The sequence below is a fragment of the Salmonella sp. SAL04213 genome, from assembly GCF_046550535.1.
In the GTDB taxonomy this organism is placed as follows: Bacteria; Pseudomonadota; Gammaproteobacteria; order Enterobacterales; family Enterobacteriaceae; genus Salmonella; species Salmonella enterica.
Map to the genome: position 1 here is coordinate 75,398 of NZ_JBGDXS010000008.1, position 13,879 is coordinate 89,276.

General features: G+C 53.9%; 19 protein-coding genes. 7 read left to right on the forward strand and 12 right to left on the reverse strand.

Annotated features, from left to right (window positions below):
- The first annotated feature begins 133 nt into the window (after window positions 1–133).
- Both elbB and mtgA read left to right on the forward strand, forming a co-directional pair.
- The gene (elbB, locus tag ACLJPQ_RS18065) at window positions 134–787 is read left to right on the forward strand and encodes an isoprenoid biosynthesis glyoxalase ElbB (RefSeq protein WP_000719811.1); all 654 of its coding nucleotides are present in this window, start codon (window positions 134–136) and stop codon (window positions 785–787) included.
- Window positions 784–1,512 carry a monofunctional biosynthetic peptidoglycan transglycosylase gene (gene mtgA, locus ACLJPQ_RS18070; protein WP_023245467.1) on the forward strand — a complete coding sequence of 243 codons (729 nt, stop codon included), beginning with the start codon at window positions 784–786 and terminating at the stop codon, window positions 1,510–1,512. Before elbB ends, mtgA begins: the two co-directional genes overlap by 4 nt.
- Before the next feature lie 74 nt (window positions 1,513–1,586).
- On the opposite strand, the gene yrbL is transcribed toward mtgA, so the two are convergent.
- From yrbL to ACLJPQ_RS18130, 12 genes are all read right to left on the reverse strand, one after another.
- Complete coding sequence (gene yrbL, locus ACLJPQ_RS18075) at window positions 1,587–2,219, reverse strand: PhoP regulatory network protein YrbL (protein ID WP_000602192.1); 633 nt, start codon at window positions 2,217–2,219, stop codon at window positions 1,587–1,589.
- A 249-nt stretch (window positions 2,220–2,468) separates the two neighbouring features.
- Window positions 2,469–2,741: a PTS phosphocarrier protein NPr gene (gene npr, locus ACLJPQ_RS18080; RefSeq protein WP_000216797.1), complete on the reverse strand. Its 273-nt coding sequence runs from the start codon at window positions 2,739–2,741 to the stop codon at window positions 2,469–2,471.
- On the reverse strand, window positions 2,738–3,592 hold the full coding sequence (rapZ, locus tag ACLJPQ_RS18085) for an RNase adapter RapZ (protein WP_000243749.1): 855 nt from the start codon (window positions 3,590–3,592) through the stop codon (window positions 2,738–2,740). The genes npr and rapZ overlap by 4 nt, the downstream gene beginning before the upstream one ends.
- Window positions 3,593–3,637: 45 nt before the next feature.
- Window positions 3,638–4,129, reverse strand: a complete 492-nt coding sequence (gene ptsN / locus ACLJPQ_RS18090) for a PTS IIA-like nitrogen regulatory protein PtsN (protein WP_000609332.1) — start codon at window positions 4,127–4,129, stop codon at window positions 3,638–3,640.
- Window positions 4,130–4,246: 117 nt separating this feature from the next.
- The gene (gene hpf / locus ACLJPQ_RS18095) at window positions 4,247–4,534 is read right to left on the reverse strand and encodes a ribosome hibernation promoting factor (RefSeq protein ID WP_001176589.1); all 288 of its coding nucleotides are present in this window, start codon (window positions 4,532–4,534) and stop codon (window positions 4,247–4,249) included.
- A gap of 22 nt (window positions 4,535–4,556) precedes the next feature.
- Window positions 4,557–5,990 carry an RNA polymerase factor sigma-54 gene (gene rpoN / locus ACLJPQ_RS18100; RefSeq protein ID WP_000809020.1) on the reverse strand — a complete coding sequence of 478 codons (1,434 nt, stop codon included), beginning with the start codon at window positions 5,988–5,990 and terminating at the stop codon, window positions 4,557–4,559.
- Between the two features lie 47 nt (window positions 5,991–6,037).
- The gene (lptB, locus tag ACLJPQ_RS18105; RefSeq protein WP_000224104.1) at window positions 6,038–6,763 is read right to left on the reverse strand and encodes an LPS export ABC transporter ATP-binding protein; all 726 of its coding nucleotides are present in this window, start codon (window positions 6,761–6,763) and stop codon (window positions 6,038–6,040) included.
- A gap of 6 nt (window positions 6,764–6,769) precedes the next feature.
- Window positions 6,770–7,324 (reverse strand): lipopolysaccharide ABC transporter substrate-binding protein LptA, encoded by a 555-nt coding sequence (gene lptA, locus ACLJPQ_RS18110; RefSeq protein WP_000669770.1) that lies wholly within the window; start codon window positions 7,322–7,324, stop codon window positions 6,770–6,772.
- Window positions 7,293–7,868: an LPS export ABC transporter periplasmic protein LptC gene (lptC, locus tag ACLJPQ_RS18115; protein WP_000047845.1), complete on the reverse strand. Its 576-nt coding sequence runs from the start codon at window positions 7,866–7,868 to the stop codon at window positions 7,293–7,295. The genes lptA and lptC overlap by 32 nt, the downstream gene beginning before the upstream one ends.
- On the reverse strand, window positions 7,865–8,431 hold the full coding sequence (gene kdsC / locus ACLJPQ_RS18120) for a 3-deoxy-manno-octulosonate-8-phosphatase KdsC (protein ID WP_000030029.1): 567 nt from the start codon (window positions 8,429–8,431) through the stop codon (window positions 7,865–7,867). Before kdsC ends, lptC begins: the two co-directional genes overlap by 4 nt.
- A 20-nt stretch (window positions 8,432–8,451) precedes the next feature.
- Window positions 8,452–9,438, reverse strand: a complete 987-nt coding sequence (gene kdsD, locus ACLJPQ_RS18125; protein ID WP_000018617.1) for an arabinose-5-phosphate isomerase KdsD — start codon at window positions 9,436–9,438, stop codon at window positions 8,452–8,454.
- A 13-nt stretch (window positions 9,439–9,451) separates the two neighbouring features.
- A complete protein-coding gene (locus ACLJPQ_RS18130) occupies window positions 9,452–10,429 on the reverse strand; it encodes a calcium/sodium antiporter (RefSeq protein ID WP_000922736.1) in 978 nt (325 codons plus the stop codon).
- A gap of 212 nt (window positions 10,430–10,641) precedes the next feature.
- Between ACLJPQ_RS18130 and mlaF the strand changes: the two genes are divergently transcribed.
- The 5 genes from mlaF to mlaB are packed head-to-tail and all read left to right on the forward strand — an operon-like array spanning window position 10,642 to window position 13,750.
- Window positions 10,642–11,454: a phospholipid ABC transporter ATP-binding protein MlaF gene (gene mlaF, locus ACLJPQ_RS18135; protein ID WP_000531566.1), complete on the forward strand. Its 813-nt coding sequence runs from the start codon at window positions 10,642–10,644 to the stop codon at window positions 11,452–11,454.
- A 7-nt stretch (window positions 11,455–11,461) separates the two neighbouring features.
- Window positions 11,462–12,244, forward strand: a complete 783-nt coding sequence (mlaE, locus tag ACLJPQ_RS18140) for a lipid asymmetry maintenance ABC transporter permease subunit MlaE (RefSeq protein WP_000925786.1) — start codon at window positions 11,462–11,464, stop codon at window positions 12,242–12,244.
- Window positions 12,245–12,248: 4 nt separating this feature from the next.
- Entirely contained in the window at window positions 12,249–12,800 is a 552-nt protein-coding gene (mlaD, locus tag ACLJPQ_RS18145) for an outer membrane lipid asymmetry maintenance protein MlaD (protein WP_001193591.1), read from the forward strand.
- 18 nt (window positions 12,801–12,818) lie between these two features.
- Entirely contained in the window at window positions 12,819–13,454 is a 636-nt protein-coding gene (gene mlaC / locus ACLJPQ_RS18150) for a phospholipid-binding protein MlaC (RefSeq protein WP_000476475.1), read from the forward strand.
- A complete protein-coding gene (gene mlaB / locus ACLJPQ_RS18155) occupies window positions 13,454–13,750 on the forward strand; it encodes a lipid asymmetry maintenance protein MlaB (RefSeq protein WP_000188843.1) in 297 nt (98 codons plus the stop codon). Before mlaC ends, mlaB begins: the two co-directional genes overlap by 1 nt.
- Window positions 13,751–13,879 lie beyond the last annotated feature (129 nt).

Consider the following 13,879-nt stretch of genomic DNA (forward strand, 5'->3'; position numbering starts at 1 on the left):
TGTTTTCAGGCCGCACGCAGTTAAGATAGCAAATCCTAAATGATTTGTTACATGAATCATTTAAATGTGTGAAGCGTAGCATTTTAATCAAAATTATTAATGGGCTTGAGTCGGTTGCAGGAGGATGTTCACCATGAAAAAAATTGGCGTAGTGCTCAGCGGATGCGGCGTCTATGACGGCGCCGAAATTCATGAGGCCGTTCTGACGCTGTTGGCCATTGCCCGCAGCGGCGCGCAGGCTGTCTGCTTCGCGCCGGATAAACCACAAGCGGATGTTATTAATCACCTGACCGGCGAAGCGATGGCGGAAACGCGTAACGTCCTGATTGAGGCGGCGCGTATTACGCGGGGCGATATTCGTCCCCTGTCCCAGGCTCAGCCAGAGGAACTGGATGCGCTCATTGTGCCTGGTGGTTTCGGCGCGGCGAAGAACCTGAGTAATTTCGCCAGCCAGGGGAGCGAATGCCGGGTGGATAGCGATGTCGTCGCGCTGGCGAAGGCCATGCACCAGTCCGGCAAGCCGCTGGGATTCATCTGTATCGCGCCCGCAATGTTGCCGAAGATCTTTGACTTCCCGCTACGTCTGACAATAGGGACGGATATTGATACCGCTGAAGTACTTGAAGAGATGGGCGCCGAACACGTACCTTGCCCGGTTGATGATATCGTTGTGGACGAGGATAACAAGGTCGTGACCACCCCTGCCTATATGCTGGCGCAGGATATCGCTCAGGCGGCAAGCGGCATTGATAAATTAGTGTCGCGCGTGCTGGTTCTGGCGGAATGAGCAAACGACGCATCGCGCCGTTAACGTTTTTGCGCCGTCTACTTTTACGTATCCTTGCTGCGCTCGCCGTCTTTTGGGGCGGCGGCATTGCGCTGTTTAGCGTGGTTCCGGTGCCTTTTTCGGCGGTGATGGCGGAACGGCAGATTAGCGCCTGGCTCGGCGGAGAGTTCGGTTATGTGGCGCATTCTGACTGGGTCAGTATGGCGGATATCTCGCCGTGGATGGGGCTGGCGGTAATTGCGGCGGAAGACCAGAAGTTCCCTGAGCACTGGGGCTTTGATGTTCCGGCGATTGAAAAAGCGCTGGCGCATAATGAGCGGAATGAGAGCCGTATTCGCGGCGCCTCTACGCTTTCGCAGCAAACGGCGAAAAATCTCTTTTTATGGGATGGACGCAGTTGGGTGCGCAAAGGTCTGGAGGCCGGGCTAACGCTGGGCATTGAAACTGTCTGGAGCAAAAAGCGCATCCTCACGGTTTATCTGAATATCGCGGAGTTTGGCGATGGTATTTTCGGCGTGGAGGCTGCGGCACAACGGTATTTTCATAAACCTGCCAGTCGCTTGAGTGTGTCTGAAGCCGCGTTATTGGCGGCTGTGCTGCCTAACCCGATTCGCTATAAGGCGAATGCGCCTTCTGGCTATGTGCGTAGCCGGCAGGCGTGGATTATGCGCCAGATGCGCCAACTGGGCGGGGAATCTTTTATGACGCGCAACCAGCTTAATTAATTTTGTCGAATGGCGGCGCGAACGCCTTATCCGGCCTGCGATCTGTGTCGTCCGGGCCTGATAAGCACAGGCCATTAAGCTTCGTGAGAAGTAAGCGCCAGCCGTTTCTTGTCTTTTGGCTGCGCGTCCCTCTCCAGGGCAACGGCCAGCGCAGGCTGGGCGATAAACCGCTGCCACACTCTCTCCAGTTTGCGTTCACAGCACCATGTTGACCAGGTCGCCAGCGGGATAAAGGTACTTTCCCCCAGATTGTCGCAAACCACCGGAACCACTTCTGACTCGCTGATACGCTGGCACAGGATGTTTTGCGGCTTCAGCGACATCGTCACAATATGGTTATCCAGCAGGTAACGTTTCAGTTTTTTCAGTAGCCGCCGCAGGACAGCGACATCCTCTTCATAACGACATTGCGCGGCGAACTCGGTCAGGGTAATAGAGGGCGCGCCGTTGAAATCGGTAATCATGTCGTAGACATAGCCGGTGCCGCAATCGGTTTCTACCGTGCCGTAATAACGGGGGATAGCGCTCCAGTCCGTCAGGTAGCGGGACAGATGCGCATAGTAGCTCAGTTCACGCCGAATCTCTTTATCACCGCCGTGGTCACGGTTGTAAATAACTTTTATGCAACGCCGGGCATTATCCGGATGCGTATAGCATTTACGATGTCGACCGGCGCCCAGCGGAGTCTGTTCGGATAAAAGGATCATGGCAAGTCCTGGAAAAATTTATTCACATAAATTTAGTATGGACAAAGAACTTAAACAAAACCTAAACGAAATTTTTTAAGGTTTTCTTAATGTTTTTATGCATAGGTAAAGCGCACGAAATGTACAAATCTTACGAAAGGGTGGGGCTGCGGGACAAGTGGCAGGCAGGCGTAACACGCCCGGTTTTGGGGTGACTGTCATCAAATACCGGGACGGCGTTGGGGGAAAATAGGGTATAGAGGGGGAGGTTTAGTCTTCGTCAAAGCCGGAATTGAACAGCGCGATAACCGCCGCCAGCGCTTCAACTTCTTGCGGGCCGGTGGCTTCAATTTCGATCTGACGCCCTTTGGCGGAGTCGAGCATTAACAGAGCGATGACGCTATTTGCTTCCGCTTCGGTGCCTTCGTCATTGCGTAATAGCACCTCGGCGTCAAAACCCTGCATCAGTTCGAAAAGCTTCATGGCAGGCCGGGCATGCATGCCCAGCTTATTGGTGACTTCAACAGTTTGCTTTACGGTCATGTTTTGCGTTTTTCCAGCGTGCGATGGCGAGACTGGACATTTTTACCGCGCGAGCGGAAGTAGTCTGCCAGCTGTTCTGCAATATACACCGAACGGTGTTTCCCGCCGGTACAACCGATAGCGACGGTAAGGTAGCTGCGGTTGTTGGTCTCCAGCATCGGTAACCATAGCTCAAGATAGCTGCGAGTCTGATAGATAAAATTGTGAACTTCTGTGTGTCGGTCAAGAAACGCGGCTACCGGCTTATCAAGCCCGGTCATGGGGCGCAGTTTTGGATCCCAGTGCGGGTTGGGCAGAAAGCGGACATCAAACACATAGTCCGCATCAATCGGGATACCATGTTTAAAGCCGAAGGACTCAAATACCATCGTCAGTTCACGCTCGCGTTTGCCCAACAGCCGGGTACGCAGCATCTCCGCCAGCTCATGGACGGACATTTCTGAAGTGTCGACGATCAGATCCGCACGTGAGCGTAACGGCTCCAGCAAGTCACTCTCTTTATCGATCGCACTCTCTAAAGAAAGATTTTTGCTGGAAAGCGGATGCAAACGGCGCGTGTCGCTGTAGCGGCGAATCAAGGTATTGCGGTCGGCATCAAGAAACAGCAATTGCGGCGAGAAAGCGCCAGGCAGATTATTCATCGCCTGTTCAAAAATCTCAGGTGATTCAGGCATATTGCGCACATCAATGCTGACGGCGGCGGAAATCTGGCGATCGGCCAGCGTTCGCGCCAGATCGGGCAACAGCACGACGGGGAGGTTATCCACGCAGTAAAATCCCATATCTTCCAGCGCGCGCAGAGCGACAGATTTACCTGATCCGGAACGCCCGCTGACGATCATCAGTACCATGTACCGTTTCTCCTCACAACGACAGAAAGAAATGCCATTGAGTTGTTATGCCTCATTCTGCTCACCTTCGGTGTCAGTAATGATTTGATACAGCTCTTCATCATTCAGCGCCGCGCGCAGGCGGCGGCAGATCGTTTTATCCGCCAGACGTTTCGCCACCAGCGACAGCGTGTGCAGATGCGTTTTAGTTTGATCGGCGGGCACCAGCAGGGCGAAGAGGAGATCGACCGGCTGGTTATCGATGGCGTCGAACGCGATCGGCGTTTCGAGCTGAACGAACACGCCGACGGCGCGTAAGGTATCTTCTTCCAGTTTCCCGTGCGGGATGGCGATACCATTACCAATACCGGTACTGCCCATTTTTTCGCGTGTCAGAATGGCTTCAAACACGACCTGAGGAGGTAAACTGAGCTGTTTTGCCGCCAGTTCGCTGATGATTTCCAGCGCGCGTTTCTTACTCTGACAATGAACGCCGCTACGCGTACACTCCTGGTTAAGTACACTGCTCAGTTGTAGAGTCGTATCGTTATTTATCATAATTTCACCTAAGAACCTGTCCTGTCAGGTTGATGGCCAGGTTCGGAGCGCTAACTGTACAAATGGCCCGTTGTGTCACACAACAGGCCGTCCTGCACTGGCTAACTGCCCGGACAATTAGTGTTGTTTCAGTTTATCTTTATGCCTGGTTAACTGCCTTGCCAGTTTATCAATCAAGCCGTCAATGGCGGCATACATATCCTGGCCTTCCGCGCTGGCGTGAATTTCGCCGCCGTTAACGTGTAGCGTCGCATCCGAGATGTGCGTGACCTTCTCCACTTTCAACACCACGTATACCTGATTAATCCGCTCAAAATACTGTTCAAGTTTGGCGAATTTTGTCGTCACAAATTCACGCAGGGCTTCAGTAATTTCGACATTATGTCCGGTGATATTGAGCTGCATAGTGTCTTCCTTATCGGTTGGGTCAAACCAGCTGTTTGCGTTGGTTTGACGGCGGAATGGATAAAGACTCTCGGTACTTCGCAACAGTGCGGCGCGCCACCATGATACCCTGTTCTGACAGCAGAGAGGTTAACTTGCTGTCGCTCAGCGGTTTCGCGGGGTTTTCCGCCGCAATTAACTTCTTCACCAGCGCGCGAATCGCGGTGGAAGAGGCTTCGCCTCCGCCTTCGGTATTGACGTGGCTGGAAAAGAAATATTTGAGTTCAAAAATACCGCGCGGGCTGTGCAGATACTTCTGCGTGGTCACGCGGGATATGGTGGATTCGTGCATCTCGACGGCCTGGGCGATATCCGCCAGTACCATCGGTTTCATATATTCTTCGCCCTGTTCAAAAAAGGCTTGCTGTTGCTCGACGATGCAGCGACTGACGCGCAGCAGCGTGTCGTTGCGGCTTTCAAGGCTTTTTATCAGCCATTTCGCATCCTGTAAATTACTGCGGATGAACTGGCTGTCGGCATCGTTGCGCGCGCTATTGCACATGGCGGCATAGTGCTGGTTAATCTGTAAACGGGGAATACTGTCGCTATTAAGCTCCACCGTCCAGCGACCGTTATGCTTGCGTACCAGCACATCCGGGATAACGTACTCCGGCTCGCCGGTCTGGATTGATTGACCGGGTCTGGGATCGAGCGACTGAATCAGGTTTACCGCCTCTTTCAGCACCTCTTCTTTTAGTCGGGTAACGCGCATCAACGTGCGGAAATCGTGGTTGGCCAGCAGATCAAGGTGATCGCAGATAATAAGCCGCGCCTCTTCCAGCCACGGCGTGGATTTGTCGAATTGTGAAAGCTGGATCAGCAGACAGTCGCGAAGATCTTTTGCCGCGACGCCTACCGGATCAAAACGCTGAATGCGCTTCAGAACGGCTTCAACCTCATCGAGATCCACCTCTACATCGCCCATGCTTTCGCGAATTTCGTCCAGGGATACGGTGAGATAACCGGTATCATCTACCGCATCGACAATGGATGTCGCAATAGCGCGATCGGTATCCGAGAAGGGCGTTAGCTCAACCTGCCACATCAGATAATCCTGCAACGACTGCGTCGTTTCGCCCTGATAGACGGGCAGCTCATCGTCGATATAATCGCCGCTGGGGCCGGACGGCGTCCCGGCGGTGTAAATTTCATCCCAACTGGCGTCAAGCGGCAGCTCTTCCGGCATCTCTTTTTGTTCGAGCGCGTCGGCGGTATCGAGAGGATCGTTATCCTGAGGTTGCTGAGTGTCGATTTCGTCATGAAGATCGGTTTGCTCAAGCAGCGGGTTATTTTCCAGCGCTTGCTGGAGTTCCTGCTGAAGTTCCAGCGTAGACAACTGCAACAGACGGATGGCCTGTTGTAGCTGAGGCGTCATCGCCAGTTGTTGGCTAAGCCTGAGTTGCAAACCTTGCTTCATATTCAGAGTCGTTTTCTCCCGCTAGAGCAGCATAGCCCTCTACCCTATCAGAGTCTGAAGTCTTCCCCAAGATATACACGCTTAACGTGTTCGTCTTGCAGGATTTCTGTCGGCGTACCGTGGGCAATAAGGTGGCCCTGGCTCACGATATAGGCACGTTCACAGACTGCCAGCGTCTCACGGACGTTATGGTCGGTGATCAGCACGCCGAGCCCGCTATCGCGCAGATGCTCGATAATGCGTTTGATGTCGATAACGGAAATAGGGTCAACGCCGGCAAAGGGTTCATCCAGCAGGATAAATTTGGGATTAGCGGCCAACGCGCGGGCTATTTCTACACGACGGCGTTCACCACCGGACAGCGCCTGTCCCATGCTGTCGCGCAGATGCTCGATATGAAACTCTTCCATCAGCTCGTTGGCGCGGTCTTCTCGCTGTTCTGCGGTCAAATCGTCACGAATTTGCAGTACCGCCATCAGGTTATCAAATACGCTGAGACGGCGGAAAATAGAGGCTTCCTGCGGCAAATAGCCGATACCGCGGCGCGCGCGCGCGTGCAGCGGCAGCAGACTGATATCTTCATCATCGATGATGATATTGCCCGCGTCACGCGGCACGATACCGACGACCATATAAAAGGTGGTGGTTTTACCCGCGCCGTTTGGACCGAGCAGCCCGACAATCTCCCCGGAGTTAACGGTCAGACTGACATCTTCCACTACGCGACGGCCTTTATAGGCCTTCGCCAGATTCTTTGCAGTTAATGTTGCCATAACGAATTAGTTACTCTTCTTTTGCGCCGGAGTCTGGCCTTTGTTTTTGTCTTGCAACTGCGACGGCACCAGAACGGTAGTGACGCGCTTGCCTTTCTCGCTGAAGGCCTGCATTTTCTGCTCTTTCACCAGGTAGGTGATTTTGTCGCCGGTAATGTTGCTGTCAAGCTGCTCCAGATAAGCGTTGCCGGTTAGCACCACAAAATCTTTCGCCAGCTCGTAATGCATATGGGAAGCGTGGCCTTTCACCGGCTTACCGTTGTCCTGCATCTGGTAGAAGGTGGCCGGATTGCCGTAACCGTCGATCACCTCTTTCCCCTGTTCGCCGCCAGGGCGAGTAACCACGACTTTATCGGCGTTGATCTTAATAGTGCCCTGGGTCATTACCACGTTGCCCGTAAAGGTCACGACGTTGCCTTGCATATCCAGCGACTGTTGATCCGAGTCAATATGAATAGGCTGTTCGGTATCGCCCGTGACGGCGAAGGCCGGAATGCTGGCGGCCAGCAGCGAGCCGGCAAGCATAAGATTAAGGCTGAGTTTGTTTGTTTTGAATTTCATAAGAGGTTCTAACCTTTTCAATCAGCTCGGCGTTCTTGCTGCGTAAGTTACCGCGCATTTTCAGTCCGCTGGAGTTAAATGTTGTGCCGTATAACGTCACCAGATCGTTCGAGGTAACATCCTGCGTCACCAGATTAATCTGCGCGTTATCGGTGGTAATTCTGCGTAATTGAGCGTCAGGCACCAGGGCGTTGACTTCAACATGGCCATACAGATAGAGCATCCGATCGTTAGTCAATTTGGCTTTATCGGCCTTGATCGACCATGTCGGCACTTTATCCTTATCAAAGGTGGTTAATACCGGTTGCGTAAACCATGAGACCGCCTGATCGGAAAAATATTCAACGTGCTGCGCGATCAGACGATAGCTCAACGCGCCTTCCGGACTGTACACGACGGTATCCGTATGCTCGCTTTTATACGTGGGATCGTTGCTGTTGACCATCACGGCAGCAGGATCGTCTTTATCCGCCAGATTGATACCAATCAGTACCAGAATGGCCAGCGACAGTAGAATGATAACCCAACGTCTGGTTTTACTCATATCGATTGCCCTTTGGCCTCATCCAGCTTGCCCTGCGCCAGCAGCAGCAAATCGCACACCTCACGTACCGCGCCGCGCCCGCCGGCAATGTGCGTCACATAGTCAGCGCGGGGGATCAGCAGCGGATGCGCATCCGCAACGGCAACGCTTAACCCCACTTTTTCCATCACTGGCCAGTCAATCAGATCATCGCCGACATAGGCAACATTTTCCGGCGCAATGGCCAGTTTTTCCAGCAGATCGCTAAAGGCGATCAGCTTATTCGACTGTCCCTGATAAAGATGGACAATCCCCAGCGTGGCGCAGCGATCTTCTACAAGTTTAGCCTTTCGTCCGGTAATAATGGCAACCTCGATATTGGAGGTCAAAGCACAGCGAATACCATAGCCGTCACGAACGTTGAAAGCCTTCAGCTCTTCGCCGTTATTGCCCATATAAATCAGGCCGTCAGACAATACGCCATCCACGTCCAGGATGAGCAGGCGGATATTCTCCGCTTTGGTCATGACATGGGTGCTGACGGGGCCATAACAGGTCGCAAGCGACGCACCTGCTTTACTCATCGTTAATTATCCTTGAGTTTCTACACGACGCCTGCACGCAGGAGATCATGCATATGTAACACACCGAGTAACTGGTCGCCATCAGCAACCAGTACGGAGGTGATATGGCGGGACTGCATTAAATTCAGCGCATCGACAGCGAGAATACCGGGACGCACGCGAATGCCCCCTGGCGTCATCACCTCGGCGATCCCCAACTGGCGCATATCGCCGCCCATATCGAACACGCGACGTAAATCGCCGTCGGTGAAGATACCGTCGATCTTCATGGATTCATCGCAAATGACGGTCATACCGAGATTTTTACGCGTAATTTCTAACAGCGCATCACGCAGGGTGGCATGTTTATTAACATGCGGGATTTCATCGCCAGTATGCATAATATCGCTTACGCGCAGCAGTAGCTTACGTCCCAGCGCGCCGCCAGGATGCGACAGAGCGAAATCCTCGGCGGTAAAGCCGCGCGCTTTTAACAATGCCACGGCGAGCGCGTCGCCCATCACCAGCGTTGCGGTGGTACTACTGGTAGGCGCCAGGCCTAACGGACACGCTTCTTTGGGCACTTTAACACACAGATGCACATCTGCCGCACGCGCCATGCTGCTTTCCGGTCGCCCGGTAATGCAAATTAACGGTACGTGCAGCCGTTTAAGCACCGGTATTAGCGCCGCGATCTCGCTGGATTCGCCGGAGTTGGAGATAGCGATAACCACATCCTGCGGCGTAACCATCCCCAAATCGCCGTGCGCGGCTTCGCCCGGATGTACAAAAAAGGAAGAGGTGCCGGTACTGGCGAACGTGGCGGCCATTTTCCGTCCGATATGACCGGATTTTCCCATCCCCATGACCACCACTTTTCCGGTGCAGTTGAACATTTTTTCACAGGCCAGCGTGAAATGCTGGTTGATATATTGATCAAGCTCCGCCAGGCCTTCACGTTCAATTTCCAGGACCTCTTTGCCTGCCTGCTGAAAGTCAAACCCCGGTTGCAACGCTAAATGCGACATAATCCGTTTCCAGTTATCCAACAAGAAGTGGCGATAGCCAATAGAGCATCGCCAGCCATACGATAAACCCGCCGGTCAGCAGTATACCTGCGCCCCGGCCAATCTGGCGCGGATGCCGCCAGCAAAGTAAAGCGAAAACCACGCTAACCAGCAACATCACGCTATAATCTCGCCCAAACGCCAGCGGGTTGATCTCCCCCGGCGCGATCAGCGCAGGCAGTCCCAGCACGATGGCGAGATTAAAAATATTGGCGCCAATGAGATTACCAACGGCAATATCATTTTCGCCTTTTCGCACGCCGGCAATCGCCGTCGCCAGTTCTGGCAGACTGGTGCCGACGGCGATGACTGTCAGACCGAGCGTTAATTCACTCATGGCGAAATAGTTCGCCAGCACCGTAGCGTTATCGATTACCATGCGCGTCGCCATCGGCATGATGACCAGCGCAATGCCCAGCCATAAGAACGCGACGGGGAGCCCGCCTTCGCGCGGCAGCTCCGCCAGTTGTTCGCGGGTGAGGCTGTCATTCCCCTGGCGTTCGGCCAGACGCGCGATTTTAACAATGAATAACAGCCATAGCACAGCCAGAAGCAGGAGAAAGATACCATCACTGCGGCTTAACTGTCCGTCATGCAGTACGGAACCGGCTACCACGCTAACAAATAACATTAATGGCAATTCGCGACGTAGAACATCGGAATGCACGGTAAATGGACGAACCAGCGCCGCCAGCCCTAAGATCAGCAAAATATTGGTGATGTTAGAACCGAGCGCCGCGCCGACGGCCAAATCGAGCTGACCGTGTAGCGATGCGGCGGCCGACACAATAATTTCCGGCAGCGAGGTGCCGATACTCACGACCGTCATCCCGATGATCAGCGGGGGAATACCGAATGTACGGCATAAAATAGAGGCCGCAAACACCAGACGATCGGCGCCGTAGGCCACCAGAAGCAAACCAATTATGAGTAGCGCCATCGCTAAAAGCATCTAAAGTCCTTTCTTCAGGTATACTCGCCGGTCCCCTGGAAGGGATATCTGGAAGCCGTAACGAAGTCCTAATTTTGACTTTATGCGGCTAAAAAGTAAAACGAATGCCAGCTTTCGCTAACCCTGTCAGTTAATATTCTGTAATTATGTCGAACCCATGGTTAAATTCAGCGCCATGGTTACCTCAACAAGGCAATACGAAGGATGAATCAATGGGTCAGTCTGCGGCCAATTTAGTCGATATGCGCGACGTCAGCTTTTCCCGTGGCGAACGCTGCATTTTCGATAATATTTCCCTGACGGTGCCGCGCGGGAAGATCACGGCGATCATGGGGCCGTCGGGCATCGGTAAAACCACGCTGTTGCGCCTGATTGGCGGACAGATCCCGCCGGATAAGGGCGAGATCTTATTTGATGGCGAGAATGTGCCGGCCATGTCCCGTTCGCGGCTCTACACCGTCCGCAAACGTATGAGTATGCTGTTTCAGTCGGGAGCGCTGTTTACCGACATGAACGTGTTTGACAATGTGGCCTATCCGCTACGGGAGCACACCAATTTACCCGCGCCGCTGCTAAAAAGCGTCGTGATGATGAAACTGGAAGCTGTCGGGCTGCGCGGCGCGGCAAAACTGATGCCTTCCGAGCTCTCCGGTGGGATGGCGCGCCGCGCCGCGTTGGCGCGCGCCATCGCTCTGGAACCGGATCTCATCATGTTCGATGAGCCGTTTGTCGGCCAGGACCCGATTACCATGGGCGTTCTGGTGAAGCTGATTTCAGAATTGAACAGCGCGCTGGGCGTGACCTGCGTGGTGGTCTCGCATGATGTGCCAGAGGTGCTCAGTATTGCTGATCACGCCTGGATCATGGCGGACAAAAAAATCGTCGCTCACGGTAGCGCTCAGGCGTTGCAGGAGAATACGGACCCGCGCGTGCGTCAGTTCCTTGACGGCATTGCCGACGGGCCGGTTCCGTTCCGCTATCCGGCGGGCGACTATCACCTTGATTTACTCGAAACAGGGAGTTAAGCCACTCATGCTGTTAAATGCGCTGGCAGCACTCGGACACAGCGGGATCAAAACCGTCAGGACGTTCGGGCGCGCCGGGTTAATGTTATTCAATGCGATTATCGGTAAGCCGGAGTTTCGCAAACATGCGCCGCTGCTGGTGCGCCAGCTTTATAATGTGGGCGTCTTGTCGATGCTTATCATTATTGTCTCCGGCGTATTCATCGGTATGGTGCTGGGGCTGCAAGGCTATCTGGTTCTGACCACTTACAGCGCGGAGACCAGTCTTGGCATGTTAGTGGCGCTTTCGCTGCTGCGCGAGCTGGGGCCGGTGGTCGCGGCGTTGCTGTTTGCCGGGCGGGCCGGGTCGGCGTTGACGGCGGAAATCGGCCTGATGCGGGCGACGGAGCAGCTCTCCAGTATGGAGATGATGGCGGTCGATCCATTGCGCCGGGTGATTTCGCCGCGCTTTTGGGCGGGCGTGATTTCATTGCCGCTACTGACCATTATCTTTGTGGCGGTCGGTATCTGGGGCGGCTCGCTGGTCGGCGTAAGCTGGAAGGGAATCGACGCCGGGTTCTTCTGGTCCGCGATGCAGAATGCCGTCGACTGGCGTATGGACCTGGTGAACTGTCTGATAAAGAGCGTGGTGTTCGCCATTACGGTAACATGGATTGCGTTATTCAACGGTTATGACGCAATACCAACTTCTGCCGGGATTAGCCGGGCAACGACGCGTACCGTGGTTCACGCATCGTTGGCCGTTCTGGGGCTGGATTTTGTGCTGACCGCACTGATGTTTGGGAATTGAGTTCATGCAAACGAAAAAAAATGAAATTTGGGTAGGCGTTTTTTTGCTGGTAGCGTTGCTGGCGGCGCTGTTTGTTTGCCTGAAGGCGGCAAATGTGACCTCTATGCGCACGGAGCCGACCTATAAGGTTTATGCGACCTTCGATAACATCGGCGGTCTGAAAGTGCGTTCCCCGGTACGCATCGGCGGGGTGGTTGTCGGGCGGGTTGAAGATATCTCGCTTGATCCGAAAACATACCTGCCGCGCGTAACGCTCGACATCGAAGAGCGTTATAACCATATTCCCGATACCAGCTCGTTGAGTATTCGTACTTCCGGGCTGCTGGGGGAGCAATATCTGGCATTAAACGTCGGTTTTGAAGATCCTGAGCTGGGAACGTCTATCCTCAAAGATGGGAGTACGATTCAGGACACCAAGTCTGCAATGGTGCTGGAAGATATGATTGGCCAGTTCCTTTATAACAGCAAAGGCGACGACAATAAGAATTCTGGCGATGCGCCAGCCGCAACGGAAGGCCATACTGAAGCCACAACGCCCGCGGGCGAAACGAAATAATCTCAGGAGAATTGAGGCATGTTTAAACGACTGATGATGGTGGCCCTGCTGGTCATTGCGCCATTAAGCGCAGCAACGGCAGCGGATCAGAGCAATCCTTATAAACTGATGAACGAGGCGGCGCAGAAAACTTTTGATCGCCTGAAAAACGAACAGCCGAAAATTCGTGCCAATCCGGATTACCTGCGAGACGTTGTTGATCAGGAACTTCTGCCGTACGTGCAGGTAAAATATGCCGGCGCGCTGGTGTTGGGCCGCTACTACAAAGAGGCGACCCCGGCGCAGCGTGAAGCCTATTTTGCAGCGTTTCGCGAATACCTGAAACAGGCCTACGGTCAGGCGCTGGCGATGTACCACGGCCAGACTTACCAGATAGCGCCTGAGCAACCGCTGGGCGATGCGACCATTGTGCCTATCCGTGTAACGATTATCGATCCCAACGGTCGTCCGCCGGTACGCCTGGATTTCCAGTGGCGCAAAAACACCCAGACCGGCAACTGGCAGGCGTATGACATGATTGCGGAAGGCGTCAGCATGATCACCACCAAGCAAAATGAGTGGAGCGACCTGCTGCGTACTAAAGGCATCGACGGCCTGACCGCACAACTGAAATCTATCTCTCAACAGAAAATTACTTTGGACGAGAAACAGTAATGACGCCGCAACTCACCTGGACGCGTGAGGCGGACACTCTGGTGCTGGCGGGAGAGCTGGATCAGGACGTGTTGGCGCCGCTATGGGACGCGCGCGTAGAAGCGATGAATGGCGTTACCCGTATCGACCTGAGCCAGATCTCCAGGGTGGATACAGGGGGACTGGCGCTGCTGGCGCACCTTGTGAACCAGGCAAAAAAGCAGGGCAATGCCGTGTCGCTGTCTGGCGTTAACGACAAGGTTTACGCGCTGGCGCAATTATATAACTTGCCCGAAGACGTACTTCCCCGTATGTAATGAATGCCGGATGGTTTATCCGGCCTACACTTCGCATGATCCCCGTAGGCCGGATAAGTTGCGTTAGCAGCACCATCCGGCACTTTTACCGCGCTGATTTATCAGCGTAATCTTTTGCTTATTTAAGAC

Bases quoted from the DNA above. Each gene is read 5' to 3' on its own strand.
- elbB (WP_000719811.1), top strand. From the start codon at position 134: ATGAAAAAAATTGGCGTAGTGCTCAGCGGATGCGGCGTCTATGACGGC.
- mtgA (WP_023245467.1), top strand. From the start codon at position 784: ATGAGCAAACGACGCATCGCGCCGTTAACGTTTTTGCGCCGTCTACTT.
- yrbL (WP_000602192.1), bottom strand. From the start codon at position 2,219: ATGATCCTTTTATCCGAACAGACTCCGCTGGGCGCCGGTCGACATCGT.
- npr (WP_000216797.1), bottom strand. From the start codon at position 2,741: ATGACCGTAAAGCAAACTGTTGAAGTCACCAATAAGCTGGGCATGCAT.
- rapZ (WP_000243749.1), bottom strand. From the start codon at position 3,592: ATGGTACTGATGATCGTCAGCGGGCGTTCCGGATCAGGTAAATCTGTC.
- ptsN (WP_000609332.1), bottom strand. From the start codon at position 4,129: ATGATAAATAACGATACGACTCTACAACTGAGCAGTGTACTTAACCAG.
- hpf (WP_001176589.1), bottom strand. From the start codon at position 4,534: ATGCAGCTCAATATCACCGGACATAATGTCGAAATTACTGAAGCCCTG.
- rpoN (WP_000809020.1), bottom strand. From the start codon at position 5,990: ATGAAGCAAGGTTTGCAACTCAGGCTTAGCCAACAACTGGCGATGACG.
- lptB (WP_000224104.1), bottom strand. From the start codon at position 6,763: ATGGCAACATTAACTGCAAAGAATCTGGCGAAGGCCTATAAAGGCCGT.
- lptA (WP_000669770.1), bottom strand. From the start codon at position 7,324: ATGAAATTCAAAACAAACAAACTCAGCCTTAATCTTATGCTTGCCGGC.
- lptC (WP_000047845.1), bottom strand. From the start codon at position 7,868: ATGAGTAAAACCAGACGTTGGGTTATCATTCTACTGTCGCTGGCCATT.
- kdsC (WP_000030029.1), bottom strand. From the start codon at position 8,431: ATGAGTAAAGCAGGTGCGTCGCTTGCGACCTGTTATGGCCCCGTCAGC.
- kdsD (WP_000018617.1), bottom strand. From the start codon at position 9,438: ATGTCGCATTTAGCGTTGCAACCGGGGTTTGACTTTCAGCAGGCAGGC.
- ACLJPQ_RS18130 (WP_000922736.1), bottom strand. From the start codon at position 10,429: ATGCTTTTAGCGATGGCGCTACTCATAATTGGTTTGCTTCTGGTGGCC.
- mlaF (WP_000531566.1), top strand. From the start codon at position 10,642: ATGGGTCAGTCTGCGGCCAATTTAGTCGATATGCGCGACGTCAGCTTT.
- mlaE (WP_000925786.1), top strand. From the start codon at position 11,462: ATGCTGTTAAATGCGCTGGCAGCACTCGGACACAGCGGGATCAAAACC.
- mlaD (WP_001193591.1), top strand. From the start codon at position 12,249: ATGCAAACGAAAAAAAATGAAATTTGGGTAGGCGTTTTTTTGCTGGTA.
- mlaC (WP_000476475.1), top strand. From the start codon at position 12,819: ATGTTTAAACGACTGATGATGGTGGCCCTGCTGGTCATTGCGCCATTA.
- mlaB (WP_000188843.1), top strand. From the start codon at position 13,454: ATGACGCCGCAACTCACCTGGACGCGTGAGGCGGACACTCTGGTGCTG.